17 protein-coding genes are annotated in these 15,513 nt (G+C 65.7%); 7 read left to right on the top strand and 10 right to left on the bottom strand.

Annotated elements, in window-relative coordinates:
- Positions 1-68 precede the first annotated feature (68 nt).
- Entirely contained in the window at positions 69-830 is a 762-nt protein-coding gene (locus ACZK3J_RS15175) for a hypothetical protein (RefSeq protein ID WP_049462195.1), read from the top strand.
- A gap of 198 nt (positions 831-1,028) precedes the next feature.
- Here the strand turns inward: ACZK3J_RS15175 and ACZK3J_RS15170 are convergent, their stop codons facing one another.
- A complete protein-coding gene (locus ACZK3J_RS15170) occupies positions 1,029-3,197 on the bottom strand; it encodes a M3 family metallopeptidase (RefSeq protein ID WP_134951897.1) in 2,169 nt (722 codons plus the stop codon).
- Positions 3,198-3,327: 130 nt separating this feature from the next.
- On the opposite strand from ACZK3J_RS15170, the gene ACZK3J_RS15165 reads away from it, so the two are divergent.
- Positions 3,328-3,807 carry a glutathione peroxidase gene (locus tag ACZK3J_RS15165; RefSeq protein WP_134951896.1) on the top strand — a complete coding sequence of 160 codons (480 nt, stop codon included), beginning with the start codon at positions 3,328-3,330 and terminating at the stop codon, positions 3,805-3,807.
- A gap of 77 nt (positions 3,808-3,884) precedes the next feature.
- On the opposite strand, the gene ACZK3J_RS15160 is transcribed toward ACZK3J_RS15165, so the two are convergent.
- The 5 genes from ACZK3J_RS15160 to ACZK3J_RS15140 all read right to left on the bottom strand — a co-directional run bounded on the left by ACZK3J_RS15160 (position 3,885) and on the right by ACZK3J_RS15140 (position 8,982).
- Positions 3,885-4,664, bottom strand: coding sequence for a ferredoxin--NADP reductase (locus ACZK3J_RS15160; protein ID WP_046984352.1), 780 nt, complete (start codon positions 4,662-4,664; stop codon positions 3,885-3,887).
- A gap of 79 nt (positions 4,665-4,743) precedes the next feature.
- Positions 4,744-6,615, bottom strand: coding sequence for an ABC transporter ATP-binding protein (locus tag ACZK3J_RS15155; RefSeq protein ID WP_107433037.1), 1,872 nt, complete (start codon positions 6,613-6,615; stop codon positions 4,744-4,746).
- Positions 6,616-6,711: 96 nt separating this feature from the next.
- Complete coding sequence (locus tag ACZK3J_RS15150) at positions 6,712-7,533, bottom strand: hypothetical protein (protein WP_164161915.1); 822 nt, start codon at positions 7,531-7,533, stop codon at positions 6,712-6,714.
- A 66-nt stretch (positions 7,534-7,599) separates the two neighbouring features.
- Entirely contained in the window at positions 7,600-8,049 is a 450-nt protein-coding gene (locus tag ACZK3J_RS15145; protein WP_012511595.1) for a carboxymuconolactone decarboxylase family protein, read from the bottom strand.
- Between the two features lie 36 nt (positions 8,050-8,085).
- Positions 8,086-8,982, bottom strand: a complete 897-nt coding sequence (locus tag ACZK3J_RS15140; protein WP_049460576.1) for an RNA polymerase sigma-70 factor — start codon at positions 8,980-8,982, stop codon at positions 8,086-8,088.
- A gap of 147 nt (positions 8,983-9,129) precedes the next feature.
- Here ACZK3J_RS15140 and ACZK3J_RS15135 point away from each other — a divergent pair, with 147 nt between their 5' ends.
- The 4 genes from ACZK3J_RS15135 (at position 9,130) to ACZK3J_RS15120 (ending at position 12,272) form a co-directional block, all read left to right on the top strand.
- Complete coding sequence (locus ACZK3J_RS15135; RefSeq protein WP_049460574.1) at positions 9,130-10,647, top strand: fumarate hydratase; 1,518 nt, start codon at positions 9,130-9,132, stop codon at positions 10,645-10,647.
- A gap of 119 nt (positions 10,648-10,766) precedes the next feature.
- Positions 10,767-11,162, top strand: a complete 396-nt coding sequence (locus ACZK3J_RS15130; protein WP_049421524.1) for a hypothetical protein — start codon at positions 10,767-10,769, stop codon at positions 11,160-11,162.
- Between the two features lie 77 nt (positions 11,163-11,239).
- Positions 11,240-11,578: a hypothetical protein gene (locus ACZK3J_RS15125; protein WP_049460571.1), complete on the top strand. Its 339-nt coding sequence runs from the start codon at positions 11,240-11,242 to the stop codon at positions 11,576-11,578.
- A 58-nt stretch (positions 11,579-11,636) separates the two neighbouring features.
- Entirely contained in the window at positions 11,637-12,272 is a 636-nt protein-coding gene (locus tag ACZK3J_RS15120; protein ID WP_049398760.1) for a glutathione S-transferase family protein, read from the top strand.
- Positions 12,273-12,343: 71 nt separating this feature from the next.
- On the opposite strand, the gene arsC is transcribed toward ACZK3J_RS15120, so the two are convergent.
- From arsC to ACZK3J_RS15105, 3 genes are all read right to left on the bottom strand, one after another.
- Entirely contained in the window at positions 12,344-12,685 is a 342-nt protein-coding gene (gene arsC, locus ACZK3J_RS15115) for an arsenate reductase (glutaredoxin) (RefSeq protein ID WP_478476039.1), read from the bottom strand.
- On the bottom strand, positions 12,685-13,839 hold the full coding sequence (locus ACZK3J_RS15110) for a phospholipase A (protein ID WP_019337376.1): 1,155 nt from the start codon (positions 13,837-13,839) through the stop codon (positions 12,685-12,687). Before ACZK3J_RS15110 ends, arsC begins: the two co-directional genes overlap by 1 nt.
- A gap of 119 nt (positions 13,840-13,958) precedes the next feature.
- Positions 13,959-14,444, bottom strand: coding sequence for a DUF456 domain-containing protein (locus ACZK3J_RS15105; protein ID WP_049398758.1), 486 nt, complete (start codon positions 14,442-14,444; stop codon positions 13,959-13,961).
- Between the two features lie 236 nt (positions 14,445-14,680).
- Between ACZK3J_RS15105 and ACZK3J_RS15100 the strand changes: the two genes are divergently transcribed.
- Positions 14,681-14,890 (top strand): cold-shock protein, encoded by a 210-nt coding sequence (locus ACZK3J_RS15100; RefSeq protein WP_005410290.1) that lies wholly within the window; start codon positions 14,681-14,683, stop codon positions 14,888-14,890.
- Between the two features lie 71 nt (positions 14,891-14,961).
- Here ACZK3J_RS15100 and ACZK3J_RS15095 read toward each other — a convergent pair whose 3' ends face one another.
- The gene (locus tag ACZK3J_RS15095; protein ID WP_010486804.1) at positions 14,962-15,456 is read right to left on the bottom strand and encodes a glycine zipper 2TM domain-containing protein; all 495 of its coding nucleotides are present in this window, start codon (positions 15,454-15,456) and stop codon (positions 14,962-14,964) included.
- Positions 15,457-15,513 lie beyond the last annotated feature (57 nt).

Here is a 15,513-nt window from a genome sequence, read left to right as displayed (position 1 = left end):
GGCTGGGGTGACGTGGGCGCTAGACTTGTCGACCAGCGGCATCACCGCTTCACTGAAGGCATCGCAGCATGGGTTGGGACATCACCTATCATCCGATTGCGGAATCCGAGATCCGTGACATCTATTTCCGTGCGCTGGAGGATGGCGCGCTGGTCGCCGAGCTGCAGCAGCGGTTCCAGATCGAGCCGTTCTACATGGAGCAGCTGCAGGAGCGCATCGAGGAGGCTCGCTCGATCAGCGCAGAAGTGCCTTTCGAGAAGGGGCACGCTTTGTACCTGGCGATCGTGGCTGGCCACCTTCGGCGGTATCACTATCTCCGCGGGAGCGCCCTTTCGTTTTTCATCGACGATCCGGTGGTCGCCCGCTATTTCGCGGACTGGCGGCAACTGGTGCCGTTGCAGTGGGCGGATGCTGCCGCCGGCAACCATCTACGTGAAAACTATGGTGGTGGCGTGTTCATCACGCATGCCCGGCTGAAGCAGTTACGCGCTGATCATGCAGTGGACAGCGCACTGGCTGCGCGCCTGGAGGAGCTGTTCTCCGATGGACGCCTGGTCGTTTTCTGGCGTGTTGTCGATTACGCGATCGCCAGCGGATGCGGATTGCTGGAGGCCAGCGAGGTGGTCGAGCCGAACCCGATGGATCTCAATGCATCGACCAGCTTGAGCAATCTGCTGAACTGCGCGCCGGATGGCGCGATGCTGTATGCGGAGGCCGCGGCGGCACAGCTGGCGGAGTTCGTGGCAGCGCACCCGGATATCGCATCGACTGCCGCTGCCACGCCCGGTACGCCGAAAGGACGGTGGTGGGAGCGACTGTTTCGGCGGTGACCGGAGAGCATCCACGCATGGCGTGGATCTACTGGTGGGTGCCGACCGTTGGTCGGCACGATCCATCCGCGCCACGAACCCCGGCATCATCGATCCACACATGACGCACTCCAGTAGATCCACGCCATGCGTGGATGCCCCAACAAAAAACCGCCCGGTCTCCCGGGCGGTTTTCGTTTCAGGCTACCGCGCGGGCGATCAGTTGCCGGCGCCGGTCAGGCCACGCTTTTCCAGCAGCGGTTCGATCTGCGGCTCGTGGCCGGCGAAATCGCGGAACAGCTGCATGGCATCCACGCTGCCGCCCTTGGACAGCAGGGTGGCGCGGAAGTGGTCGCCGTTCTTGCGGCTCAGGCCGCCGTTGTCCTTGAACCACTTCTGGGTGTTGGCGTCGAGCACTTCCGACCAGATGTAGGCGTAGTAGCCGGCCGAGTAGCCGCCCATGATGTGGCTGAAGTACGGGGTCTTGTAGCGCGGCGGAACCGGCGCGTAGTAGATGCCGTCCTTCTCCAGCGCGGCGCGCTCGAAGGCCATCACGTCCTTGGCGGCCGGCACCTGGTCGGCGCCGATCTGGTGCCAGCGCTGATCAAGCATGGCCGCGCCCAGGTACTCGGTGGTGGCGAAGCCCTGGTTGAACTTGGCCGCTGCCAGCACCTTGTCCAGCAGTGCCTGCGGCATCGCCGAACCATTCTGGTAGTGCTTGGCGTAGTTCTTCAGGATGACCGGATTATCCGACCACATTTCGTTGACCTGCGAGGGGAACTCGACGAAGTCACGCGGCACCGAAGTGCCCGAGAAGTACGGGTACTTCACGTTGGAGAACATGCCGTGCAGGGCGTGGCCGAACTCGTGGAAGGTGGTGTTCACCTCATCCCAGGTCAGCAGGGTCGGCTGGCCGGCCGGCGGCTTCGGGATGTTCAGGTGGTTGGCGACCACCGGCTTGAAGCCGGTCAGCTTGGACTGCGAGACGTAGGAGTTCATCCACGCACCGCCGCGCTTGGAGGCGCGTGCATACGGGTCGAAGATGAAGATCGCCAGCTGGCTGCCGTCAGCGTCGAACACGTCGTAGACGGTGACGTCATCGTGGTAGACGGGCAGGTCGGTGCGCTGCTTGAAGGTCAGGCCGAATTCCTGGCCGGCGGCGTAGAACACGCCGTTCTCCAGCACGTTCTTCATCTCGAAGTACGGCTTCAGCTGCGACTCGTCGAAGTTGTACTTGGCCTGGCGCACCTTCTCGCTGTAGAAGGCCCAGTCCCACGGTTCCAGCTGGAAGGTCGGCTTGCGCGCGGCCTTCTGTTCCTTGTCGATCATCGCCTGCAGATCGGCGGCTTCGCGCTTGGCGTTGGCCACGGCGGCCGGAGCCAGCTTGCCCAGCATTGCGTTGACCGCTTCCGGGGTCTTGGCGGTCTGGTTGGTCAGGTTGTAGGCGGCGAAGTTCGGGAAGCCCATCAGCTTGGCCTTGTCGGCACGCAGCTGCATGATGCGCGAGACCAGCGCGGTGTTGTCAAACTCACCGCCGCGGCTGCCGCGCGTGGTCGAGGCTTCGTAGATCTTCTGGCGCAGGGCGCGGTTGGCCAGGTTGGTCAGCGGCGGCTGGCCGGTGGTGTTGAGCAGGGTGATCACGTACTTGCCTTCCAGGCCACGGGCCTTGGCGGCTTCGGCGGCGGCAGCGATCTGCTCCTTGGACAGGCCGTCCAGCTCCTTGACGTCGTCGACGGTGATCGCCGAAGCGTTCACTTCCGACTGCACGTTCTGGCTGAACTTGGTGCCCAGGTTGGCCAGCTCGGCGTTCATCGCCTTCAGCGTGGCCTTGTCAGCCTCGGACAGCTTGGCGCCGGCGCGCACGTAGTTGTCGTAGTACTTCTCGACCAGGCGCACGCCTTCGGCGTCCAGGCCCAGCTGGCTGCGGGTGTCGTACAGCGCCTGGATGCGGGCGAACAGCTTGCCGTTCAGCGCGATCGCATCGCTGTGCGCGGCGAACTTCGCCGAGTAGTCGGCCTGCAGCTTCTTGCGGGTGTCATTGGTATCGGCGCCTACCAGGCTGAAGAACACGGTGGTCGCACGGTCGAGGATGTCACCGCTCTTTTCCAGGGCGATGATGGTGTTGTCGAAGGTCGGCTTGGTCTTGTTGTTGGCGATCGCCTCCACTTCCTTCAGCTGCTGCGCCATGCCGGCGTCGAAGGCCGGGGCGAAGTCGCTGTCCTTGATCTTGTCGAACTGCGGGAAATGCAGCGGCAGCGGGCTTTCGGCGAAGAACGGATTGGCCTGCTGGGCATGGGTGCTGGCAGCCGGGGTGGCGGCGCCGGCCGAGAAGGCGGGCAGGGCAAGGCCGAGGGACATGGCCACGGCAAGGGCAAGGCGAGTGGTCAAGGTAGGAACTCCGGTAAGGCAAACAAGGGCCCGAGGGTAACCCGGCCGGCGGCGCCCGCACTTGTGTCAAAAGGCATGTTGCCGGGGCTGGGCGCGGGTACCATGCATTAACCGCCCACGGCCCGCTGCCATGACCACTGCCTACGACTTCAGCTTCCGCGACCTCGACGGCCAGCCGCAGGCCCTGACCCGGTACCAGGGGCACCCGATGCTGCTGGTCAATGTCGCCAGCCGCTGTGGCTTCACCCCGCAGTACACCGGGCTGGAACAGCTGTGGCAGGAGTATCGCGAGCGTGGCCTGGTGGTGATCGGGTTCCCATGCAACCAGTTCGGTGCACAGGAGCCCGGCGACGCCGCGCAGATCCGCCAGTTCTGTTCGCTGGACTACCCGGTCAGCTTCCCGCTGTCGGAGAAGATCGAGGTCAACGGCGACTGGGCTGATCCGTTGTGGGCATGGTTGTCACGCGAAAAGCGCGGCCTGCTGGGTAGCGCCCGCATCAAGTGGAATTTCAGCAAGTTCCTGGTCGACCGCCAGGGGCAGGTGGTGTCGCGGCATGCGCCCACCACCAGGCCGGAGCAGCTGCGCGGCGAGATCGAAGCGCTGCTGTGAGATGAACCCGAAAAGGGGACGGAGGGGATTAAGTCGTTTGTGCACAAACGACTTAATCCCCTCCGTCCCCTTTTTGCTTATTTCTCGACGAAGGCGCGTTCGAACACGTAGTGGCCCGGCTGGCCGATACGCGGCGAGACCTGGAAGCCACGGGCATCGAGCACGCTGCGCAGGTCGGCCAGCATCTGCGGGCTGCCGCAGATCATCGCGCGGTCGTTCTCCGGGCTCAGCTCGGGCAGGCCGAGGGTGCGCTGCATCTCGCCGCTTTCCATCAGCTGGGTCAGGCGGCCCTGGTTGGCGAACGGCTCGCGGGTGACGGCCGGGTAGTACAGCAGCTTGTCACCGATCATCTCGCCCAGGAATTCGTGCTCACGCAGTTCCTTCTCGAAGTAATCGCGGTAGGCCAGGTCCTTCTCGTAGCGCACGCCGTGGCAGAGGATCACCTTCTCGAAGCGCTCGTAGGTTTCCGGGTCCTTGATGACCGACAGCCACGGTGCCATGCCGGTGCCGGTGCCCAGCAGGTACAGGTTCTTGCCGGGGTGCAGATCGCTGATCAGCAGGGTGCCGGTGGGCTTCTTGCCGACCAGCACCTTGTCACCCGGCTTGATGTGCTGCAGGCGCGAGGTCAACGGGCCGTCCTGCACCTTGATGCTGAAGAACTCCAGATGCTCTTCCCAGTTGGCGCTGGCGATGGAATACGCACGCAGCAGCGGCCGCGCCTCGGTTTCCAGGCCGATCATCACGAACTGGCCGTTCTCGAAGCGGAAGCCGCTGTCGCGGGTGAGGGTGAAGCTGAAGTAGGCATCGGTCCAATGACGGACCTCAAGCACCGTTTCGGCGCCAAAAGCGGAGGACATGGGCGTATCTATCGGAAGTCGTCGGGGTGATTCTATCTCAAATGAGACAGGTTCTCATTAGGCGGAACGAGAGGCGTTCTCAGCGGTAGCCGGCCGCCTGCAGCTCGAACAGCTCGGCGTAGCGGCCGCCCTGGGCCATCAGCTCTTCATGGGTGCCGCTGGCCTCGATCCGGCCATCGGCCAGCACCAGGATGCGATCGGCCATGCGTACCGAGGAAAAACGGTGGGAAATCAGCACTGCGGTGCGATTATCCGCCAGTTCCCTGAACCGCTGGAACACCTCGAACTCACTTCGCGCATCCAGCGCCGCCGTTGGCTCATCCAGGATCATCACCTGCGCATTGCGCATCCATGCACGGGCGATGGCGATCTTCTGCCATTGGCCACCGGACAGGTCCACGCCCTGCTTGAAGCGGCGACCGATCAGCTGGTTGTAGCCGCCGGGCAGGTCGTCGATCACTTCCTCGGCCATGCCGCGCCGCGCGGCGTCGGCGATGCGTGCCTGATCGTCCATCGCCTCGACCTGGCCGACGCCGATGTTCTCGCCGGCGCTGAGGTTGTAGCGCACGAAGTCCTGGAAGATCACCCCGAGGTTGGCGCGCAGGTCGTCCAGGTCGTAGTCGCGCAGGTCGCGGCCATCGAGCAGGATGCGGCCCTCGTCCGGTTCGTACAGCCGCGCCAGCAGCTTCACCAGGGTGGTCTTGCCGGCGCCGTTCTCACCGACCAGCGCCAGTACTTCGCCGGCCTGCAGCTGGAAATCAAGGTGGCGCACCGCCCATTGCTCGGCATCCGGGTAGCGGAAGCCGACGTTCTCGAACACGAAGCCCTGGCGGATCGGCTGCGGCACGCGCACTGCACCTTCGCGCGAGTGGATTTCCGGCTGGATCTGGAAGAACGAGAACAGGTCATCCAGGTACAGCGCCTGGCTGGCCACCTGCGAGAACCCGATCAACAGGCCCTCCAGCAGCTGGCGCAGGCGCAGGAAACTGCCGGCGAGGAAGGTCAGGTCGCCGATCGAAAAGTCGCCGCGCACCGTGCGCCAGGCGATGTAGGCGTAGGCGGTGTAGTAGCCCAGCGTGCCCAGTGCGGCCAGCAGCGTGCCCCAGAACGCGCGGCGCCGGGCCAGGGCGCGGTTGGCCTGGAACAGCGCGACCGACAGGCGCCGGTAGCGCTCCACCAGGAAGCGGTGCAGGTTGTAGATCTTCACTTCCTTGGCCGTTTCCACGCTGGCACCGAGCTGGCGCAGGTAGTCGAGCTGGCGGCGCTCGGGCGTCCACTGGAAGTTGAGGCTGTAGCCGGCCGCGTTGAAGTGCGATTCGCCGATGAAGGCCGGCACCAGGGCCAGCGCCAGCAGGAGGATCAGCCACGGCGCGTAGACCAGCAGGCCGACGGCGAGGCTGGCCACGGTGATCGCGTCCTGCACCTGGCCGAACAACTGGCTCATCAGGTTCATCCGGCCCATGGTCTGGCGCCGCGCACGGTCCAGCTTGTCCTGCAGGTCCGGGTCCTCGAAGTCCTCCAGATCCAGCGTTGCCGCATGTTCCATCAGTCGGATGCTGGTGACGTTGGCGAACAGTTCCGAGAGCAGAGCATCGGCGTAGCTGACCAGCCGGCCGAGCAGATCCGAGGCGATGGCCAGGCCGAATTCCAGCGCCAGCAGGCCCAGCAGCGGATTCAGTATGCCGCTGGACAGCGCCTCGCCCAGTGGCGGGAAGCCGGCATCGTGCTGGCTCAGGTGCAGGGCGCTGTCGATGATCAGCTTGCCGACGTAGAGCATCGCCACCGGCAGCAGTGCACGGATCAGGCGCAGGCCAAGGCTGGCCAGGGTGAGCGCGGGGCTGGTCTTCCAGACCATGCGCAGGAACGGTGGCAGGTTGCGCATCGCCCTGAAGCGCTGGCGCAGGCTGGGTTTCTTCGCGGCGGCAGCGCCAGCGGTGGGGGTAGCAGGCATGTGCGTATTGTGCGCGCCCTGCGCGTGGCGGAGGCATGAACGGGGCGCATGCCTGCCATGCGCCGGCAGGGCAGCGCGTCGGCGCCGCCTGCGCGCTCAGTCCAGCGCAGCCAGCAGCGCAGGATGGTGAGCGAACCAGAAGCGCAGGGCCCCGCTGTCGATGCCGTAGGCGCCTTTCCAGAAATCGACGGGATAGCTCCAGTCCGAAGAGCGCGACGTGCGCGGTGCCAGGCCGACCCGGGTGAAGCGTTGCGCCAGGCCGGGATGCTCGGGGGTCTGCAGCAGCCCGGCATGGCCCAGGGCATCCAGCAGGTGACGCGCCTGCTCGACGGACAGTTTCAGGCCCGGCAGCGCGCGCACGCGTTTGACGATGGTCGACGGGGTGTCCTTGGCGTCGCTCTCGTGGTGCAGCAGCCGCAGCAGTGCCACCAGTGTGCTCATGTCGCCGGGCGCCCGTCTGGGCGTCAGATTGTGTTGTTCCAACAGGAAGGTGATGGCGTTTACGCTTCCGCCGAGCACGACCCCGATGTTGTGGCGGACGCGCGCCCAGGTGGTCGGGTCGAATCTGCCTTCGCGGACCTGGCCGCAGACCGCACAGGCGAGGCTGGGGTGTGGCTGCTCCTGATGCCTGGGGAAGTGCACCATGAACGCATACGCCGACAGCCCGGCGCGCAGGTCGCTGCGGTTCTCCTGCACGCCGAGGATGAAGTTGTCTGCCACATGCTGGCGGTCGGCGCGGGCATAGGCGGCGAACATCCGCACCTGGAGGGCCTCATGGCCCGGATGTTCGACGGGCCACAACAGTCCATGCCGTTCAAGCGTCGACAGGAGTTCGGGCGACGCGGTGTCCCGCTCCCGGTACTGGGTCAGCGCCTTCAGCGCCTCCTTGCTGGGCGTGTCGGGGGCTTCGTCGGCCATGACGTTCGGATGCTTCCTGCGGGGCAGGTACAGTGCCCGGCGGTCCAGGCACTGTCAACGAAGCGCTCAGGGCAGCGGCGGCAGCAGCCCGGCGCCCAGCCGGTTCCAGGCATTGATCACCGCGATGCCCATGCTCAGGTCGCTGATGCCCTTCTCATCGAAGTGCGGTGCCAGTGCATCGAACGCCGCCTGTGACGGTGCACCGTCGGTCAGCCGGGTCAGCGCTTCGGCCCAGCCCAGCGCCGCACGCTCGCGGGCATCGAAGAAACGGCTTTCGTGCCAGGCCGGCAGGGTATCGAGCTTGCGCGGCTCGATGCCGCCCTTGCGCAGCGTGGTGGCATGCATGTCCATGCAGTAGCCGCAGCCGTTGAGCTGCGACACGCGCAGGAACACCAGTTCCATCAGGGTCGGATCGATCGAGCTGTCATGCACCGCCTGGCTGGTGGCCAGCAGGCCCTTGAAGGCTTCGGCGGCCAGGCGGGTGTATGGGACGCGGGGAGATGCGTGGTCGGACATTTTCGGCTCCACGGCGGCCACGATGGCCGCCTTTCATTACAAGGACGCCGTGCCGTCACCGCGCGTGACAACGTCCGGCAACTTTTCCGGATTCAACACGCTGTACACGTTGGCGATGCGGCCATCGACCACTTCGATGGTGGTGATCGAGTGCAGGCGATCGCCTTGGAAGCGCAGGATCGCCGGCTCGCCGTTGACGTAGCCCAACTGCGCCGGATGCGCCGCGCCGCGGCGGGCGATGGCCCAGAACAGGCGGCCGATGCGCTCGGCGCCCAGCAGCGGGCGGATCGCCGCGGTAACCACGCCACCGCCGTCGGAGACCAGCAGCGCGTTGGCGTGCAGCAGGGCCTGGATCGCTTCGCTGTCGCCGCGCTGGGAAGCGTCCATGAAGCGCGTGAGCAGTTGCCGGTGCTGGCTGGCGTCGGCGTTGAAGCGTTGCCGCCCGGCCTGCAGGCGCTGCCGGGCACGATGCACCAGCTGCCGGCAGTTGGCCTCGCTGTGGCCGATCAGGTCGGCGATCTCACGGTAGTCGTGGTCGAAGGCTTCCTTCAGCAGGAAGGCGGCGCGTTCCTCGGGGCCGAGCTGTTCAAGCAGGGTCAGGAAAGCCACCGAGACATCGTCGGCAAACGCATGCAGCTGCGCCGGGCCGGGCGCCGGGTCGGGCTCCAGGGTGACCGCCAGTGGCTCGGCCAGCCACGGGCCGACGTAGTGCACGCGCTCGCGCTTGGCTGCGCGCAACCGGTCCAGGCCGAGCCGGGTGGTGGTGGTGACCAGCCAGGCTTCGGGGTCGCGGACGGCCGCCGGGTCGGCGCCGGACCAGCGCAACCAGGCATCCTGGACCACGTCTTCGGCGTCGGCGCGACTGCCGAGCAGGCGGTAGGCCAGCGCCATCAGGCGCGGACGGTGGGTCTGGAAAGCGGTTTCAGCGTTCATGTGGGCAAGGACGCCGCAGTGGCGCGTGGCGTGACAGAGGGTGTGCGTGGATAGTGCAGGCCAGCGGCCGGCACTACCACCCTGCGGCCGGGGGAGGGGGTAAAATGGGGGGATTACCCCCGCCAGCCTCCAGCAAGCGAGCAAGTCGTGACATCGATCAAGCAGGAAGACCTCATCCAGTCCATCGCCGACGCGCTGCAGTACATCTCGTACTACCACCCGGTCGACTACATCAAGAACCTTGCCGCCGCCTACGAGCGCGAGGAGTCGCCGGCCGCGAAGGAAGCGATGGCGCAGATCCTGATCAATTCGCGCATGTGCGCCGAAGGCCACCGTCCGATCTGCCAGGACACCGGCATCGTCACCGTGTTCCTGGAAATCGGCATGGACGTGCGTTGGGACGACGCCACCATGGGCGTGGAAGACATGGCCAACGAAGGCGTGCGCCGCGCCTACATGCACCCGGACAACAAGCTGCGCGCCTCGGTGCTGGCCGACCCGGCCGGCAAGCGCACCAACACCAAGGACAATACCCCGGGCGTGGTCAACGTCAAGGTGGTGCCGGGCAACACCGTCGAAGTCATCGTCGCCGCCAAGGGTGGTGGTTCGGAAGCCAAGACCAAGTTCGCCATGCTCAACCCGTCCGATTCCATCGTCGACTGGGTGCTGAAGACCGTGCCGACCATGGGCGCCGGCTGGTGCCCGCCGGGCATGCTCGGCATCGGCATCGGCGGCACCGCCGAGAAGGCGATGCTGCTGGCCAAGGAAGCGCTGATGGAGCCGATCGACATCACCGAGCTGCAGGCCCGTGGTGCGTCCAACCGCATTGAAGAGCTGCGCCTGGAGCTGTACGAGAAGGTCAATGCGCTGGGTATTGGCGCGCAGGGCCTGGGTGGCCTGACCACCGTGCTCGACATCAAGATCAACGATTACCCGACCCACGCGGCCAACCTGCCGGTGGCGATGATCCCGAACTGCGCGGCCACCCGCCATGCGCACTTCACCCTGGATGGCAGCGGCCCGGTGATGCTGGACCCGCCGTCGCTGGAGGACTGGCCGAAGCTGACCTACGATTCGTCCAAGGGCACCCGCGTGGACCTGGACACGATCACCCCGGAGGACGTGGCCAGCTGGAAGCCGGGCCAGACCCTGCTGCTCAACGGCAAGCTGCTGACCGGTCGCGACGCCGCGCACAAGCGCATGGTCGACATGCTCAACAAGGGCGAGGAACTGCCGGTCGATCTGAAGGGTCGCTTCATCTACTACGTCGGCCCGGTCGATCCGGTGCGTGACGAAGTAGTGGGCCCGGCCGGCCCGACCACGGCCACCCGCATGGACAAGTTCACCCGTCAAGTGCTTGAACAGACCGGCCTGCTGGGCATGGTCGGCAAGGCCGAGCGCGGCCCGGCGGCCATCGAGGCGATCCGTGACAACAAGTCGGCCTACCTGATGGCCGTCGGTGGTTCGGCCTACCTGGTGTCCAAGGCGATCAAGGCGGCGAAGGTGGTTGGTTTCGCCGACCTCGGCATGGAAGCGATCTACGAGTTCACCGTGCAGGACATGCCGGTGACCGTGGCGGTCGACTCCACTGGCGAATCGGTGCACAAGACCGGCCCGCGCGAATGGCAGGCCCGCATCGGCAAGATTCCGGTGGTGGTGGAGTAATTCCTCCCGTTCCGGTCCAGACAACGGCGCCCGTGTGGCGCCGTTGTTGCATGCAGCCTGCCCGTGGATGGTGTGCTCTGCTAACGTGCGCTGTCTGACGTATTGGAAGGGAGTCCATCGTGCTGCAGTGGTCGCGTGTTTTCGTGTTGCTGGTCGCTGCGCTGGCATGCAGTGCCTGCGGGCCACGTTATTTCGTCGAACCGCCAACCCACGAAGCGGGGAGGATCTGCGCGTCGGTCTGCGAGAGCCAGAAGGCGACGTGCGACTTCCACAACCGCGCCCGCGCGGAATCGGATCAGCGCAGCTGCGAAAGCGAGAAGAGCCGGATCATCAGCCGTTGCAGTGGTATCGCCGACGACAAGCAGCGGCACAACTGTGAAGGGGGCAACGGCGCCGGCACCTACTGCGGTTCCCCGGCGCTTCCTTCATGCAGTGCTCCGTACGCCCAGTGCCTGCTCTCCTGCGGCGGCACCGTGAATGAAGTCCGCACCGACACCGGCATTCCCGTGTACTGATTCGGGGGCGCGCGTCGCTGCCTGCACGAGTAACCGTAGTCTGCTAAGGTCGGAACACCCCTGCACCGGATGTGCCCATGCGCCTGCATCGATCCGTCGCGGCTGTGTTCCTGCTGGTCCTGGCCGGCTGCAGCACAACGTCATCCTATGAAGGTGCGGATTTCTCCGCCTCCTCGCAGTGCCGCATGCAGTGCCAGGCCGACTATCGCAGCTGCATGGCGCAGAATGACTCCCTCGGCAGTCGCCAGAGCAATTGCGAGCAGCAGGTGGTGCCGGCGCCGGACAAGCGCTGCAAGGATGTGGACAACCCGGACCTGCGCCGTGCCTGCGAACTGAAGGCGCATGACTGCACGATGCGCGCGCCGATGATGTCCTGTGGCGAACGCCGGGATTCCTGCATGAGCATCTGCGGCTGAGCAGCGACCGCGCGCGCGGGTGCATAATCGGCGGATCCACCCGCACAGGATCCGCCGCATGAGCACCACGCTGTATGGTTCAACCAGTACCGCCGCGCTGGTGGTGCACTGGCTGCTGATCGAGCTGGGCATCGAGCACGAACTGGTGCTGCTGGATTTCGACGCGCGCGAGCACAAGTCGGCGGAGTACCTGGCGCTGAATCCGGCCGGTGTGGTGCCGACGCTGCTGATCGATGGCTTGGTACTGACCGAAGCGGCGGCGATCGCACTGTATCTGGCTGACCGCCATCCGGAGGCCAACCTGCTGCCCGCACTGGGCACGCCGCAGCGCGCCGATGCCTACCGCTGGATGTTCTGGTGTGCCAATACGCTGCAGCCGGCCTATCGTGCCTGGTTCTATCCGCATGAAATGGCGGGCGAGGCAAATATCGAAGCGAGCCGCGAGATGGCCCGTCAGCGCCTTGAGGCGGCCTGGCAGCAGGTCGCCACGCACCTGCAGGCGCATGGCCCCTACCTGCTGGGCACCACGCCCTGCGTGGTCGACTACATGCTGGTGATGCTGATGCGCTGGTCGCGCAACATGCCGAAGCCCAGCGACACCTGGCCTGTGCTCAAGGCACATGCCACGTCGATGAAGGCGCGCCCGGCGTTCGCCGAGGTGTACCGCCGCGAAGGCATCACCGACTGGCGGTAACCAGAAAAGGGGACGGAGGGGATCAAGTCGTTTGTGCACAAGCGACTTGATCCCCTCCGTCCCCTTTTCCGTTACAGGATCTCCAGCACCGTTTCCGGTGGACGGCACAGCCGGGTGCCCTTGGGCGTGCGCACCACGGGGCGGTTGATCAGGCGCGGGTGTGCGGCCATCGCGGCCAGCAGCGTGGCATCGTCGGCATCTTCCAGGCCCAGTTCGGTGAACTGTGCTTCCTTGCTGCGCACCAGATCACGTGCGCTCAATCTGGATTCGGCCAGCACCTGGCGCAGTGTGGTCACATCGGGTGGATTGCCCAGGTACTCGATCACCTCCGGCTCGAAGCCGGCATCGCGGATCAGCTTCAGTGCGCCGCGCGAATTGCTGCAGGCCGGGTTGTGCCAGATCGTCACGTCCATCAGAACCACTCCAGCAGCGACACGCCCACGCCCACGTAGGTGGCCTTGTGGTTGTAGTCGATCAGGCTTTCGCCGTAGCCGTCGAAGATCTGCACGTGGCCGCGCAGCAGGTTGCTGATCGGGAAGCCGTAATCCAGCTGCAGGGCACCGTGTGAGCGGCTGCCGGTACGCAGCGAATGGCGTGCCATCAGCGAGACTTCGTGGCCGTTGCGGTTCCAGGTCAGGGTCGCATCACCGCGGCCCATGTAGTCCTCGATGTCCGGATTGTTGTCGTCGCTGCGGGTCTCGGGAATGCGGTACCACGGCCGCAGCACCAGCGCCCAGTTCTCGCGGTCCAGGCCGATGTTGAGCATCACCCGGTTCCAGCTGCGCGACAGTGGGTCGGCACGGCCGTTGGACTGGTGGTTCAGCGCGATGCCGGTCATGCGTCCACGCCAGCCACCGATCGAGTAGCCGTTGCGGAACACCATCATCACTTCCGGCTCGTAGTTAGTTTCGCGGAACGGGCGCGAATCCTCGCCGTTGTAGGCCTGCCAGCGCGAGCTCTGGGTGTAGCCGGCCCAGATGTCGCCGTTGTCGCCGAACAGGTTCTCGGCGATCTTGGTCTTGAAGCTGATCTGGAACTTCAGTTCGGCGCTGTCCAGCACCTGCGGCGTGGTGACCGTGTTGGCCGGGTTCGGCGAATGCGGCGTGGTGTTGCGGTCGCTGGTCCAGAACGCCGGCAGCAGGTACACCGGCTTGTAGGCACGCAGCTGGAATGGGCCGAGCTTGGAGTCCTCGGCCAGTTCCCAGCGGCTGTCCAGCAGCGAACCGCGGCCGGCATTGGCCAGCGCGCTGTCGGGCGCAGCGGGGCGGAACAGGTCGCTGACCCGCTCGCGCAGTTTCTCTTCGCCCTGGCTCACGCGAGCGGTCTGGCGTTCTTCGCGACGGGCCTGCGCGGCCGCCTCGGCAGCGGCATCGGCGGCGGCCGTGGCCTGCGGCGTATGCGCGAACAGGCGGTCATAGCAGGCCAGGCGCGCCGCGTCAGTGGTGATGGCGGCACACGCCGCCGGCGAGGTATCGGTGCTGGGCACGAATTCCTGCGCGGCCAATGGGGCACTGGCCAGGGCCAGCGCCAGCGGCGCAAGGCGGGGAAGCAGCGGGGGGAGGGTCATTCCAGCAGGCCCTTCGGTGAATACGGGAATCGCACAGTGTGGCGGCTGTACCGCATCGCGGCCAGCCCCCACGGTTTATGCACGGCCACCGCGTGCGCGCGGCGTGAAGACGGTGCGGGTTACAGGAACCAGGCGAAGGCGAACAGGCCCAGCATCGCGATCACCACCGCCAGCTTCAACGCCAGGCCGAGCAGGATGCCGAGCCAGGTGGCCAGACCCACCTTGGTCGAGCGGCCCAGTTCACGGGTGTGCCAGTACTCGCCGGCCAAGGCGCCGATCAGGGGCCCGGCAAAGAGGCCGATCGGCATGAAGAACAGCCCGACGATGCTGCCGACGAACGTGCCCCACAGCGCCTTGCGGCTGGCACCGACCCGCTGCGCACCCACCACTGTGGCCAGCACGTCCACCAGCAGCGAGAGCAGGGTCAGTACGCCCAGCGCGACCAGGGTCGGCCAGCCGACGTGGGCGAAGCCGTCGGCCCACGCCGCCAGCAGCAGTCCGATGAATACCAGCGGGATGCCGGGGAGGGCCGGAAGGATGATTCCGGCGATGCCGACGAGGACAAAAATGACCGCTAGCAGATATAAGATGAATGAGAGTCCCATGCTGCCCCGTATGGTGGTCGTTTTGGGGTTGACAGTGAAAGATTTTGCCAGTTGCTTTTTCGTTTTGGGCGGGTTAAGTTGCAGTCGCTGAGCTTGGCAAGGTCACCGTGGATCGTGGCCTGATGAAGCAAGATCTTCCCGATCCGCTGCATCGATGCACCTCGCTTCCCCCTTGCTTGTCAGCCGCCCACCAGGCGTTTCCTACAACAAGAGAGAGTCACCAGGGAGTTAGTGAGATGTCTGATCGCGAGACCGGTACCGTCAAGTGGTTCAACGATGCAAAGGGCTTCGGCTTCATCAGCCGTGAAAACGGCGAAGACGTGTTCGTGCACTTCCGTGCCATCCAGACCCAGGGCTTCAAGAGCCTGAAGGAAGGCCAGAAGGTCACCTTCACCGTCGTGCAGGGCCAGAAGGGCCTGCAGGCCGACGCCGTTCAGCCGACTTGATCGCGCTGCATACCGTCAAATGAAAAGGCCCGCGCAAGCGGGCCTTTTCCTTGCCGTCGGCCCGATGCAGGTCAGCGCAGGATGACCTTGCCGTTGACTACGCGCACGTAGGTGTTCTCGCGGATGCCGCCGAGGTCGCGCTGGTTGACGACGATGGTGCGGCCATCGTCCATGCGCACGCTGATGTCGTAGGTGTCGCTGGTCACGTTCTTCTGGATCTGGTTGCCGGCCAGTGCGCCACCGACCGCGCCCGCAGCGGCGGCGATGTTCTTGTTGCCACGGCTGCCGCCGGTGTGGTCGGAGATCTCGTGGCCGGCCACGGCGCCGACGATGCCGCCCAGGATCGCGCCGGTCGCGCTGGGCGCGGTACGGCCGGACTGCACGGTGTTGATGCGGGTCACGATGCCGCAGTCGGCGCAGCGGCCCTGGTTGTAGCCACCATTGTTGCCGTAGCCGCCATTGTTGTAGCCGTTGTTGTAACCACCACCGCCGTAGCCGGGCGAGGTGGCACAGCCAGCCAGGGCAAGGGTAGCGATGGCGCTGGCGGCGATGAGCTGGATCTTCATGGGGCGTCTCCTGGCCGTGAAGGCGGGTGTCTGGGGTGGTACTGCGTCATGCAGCAG

The sequence above is a fragment of the Stenotrophomonas sp. 86428_Sma genome, from assembly GCF_056481585.1.
Note: the sequence above shows the minus strand (reverse complement) of the source record. Positions and strands in the feature narration are given on the sequence as shown.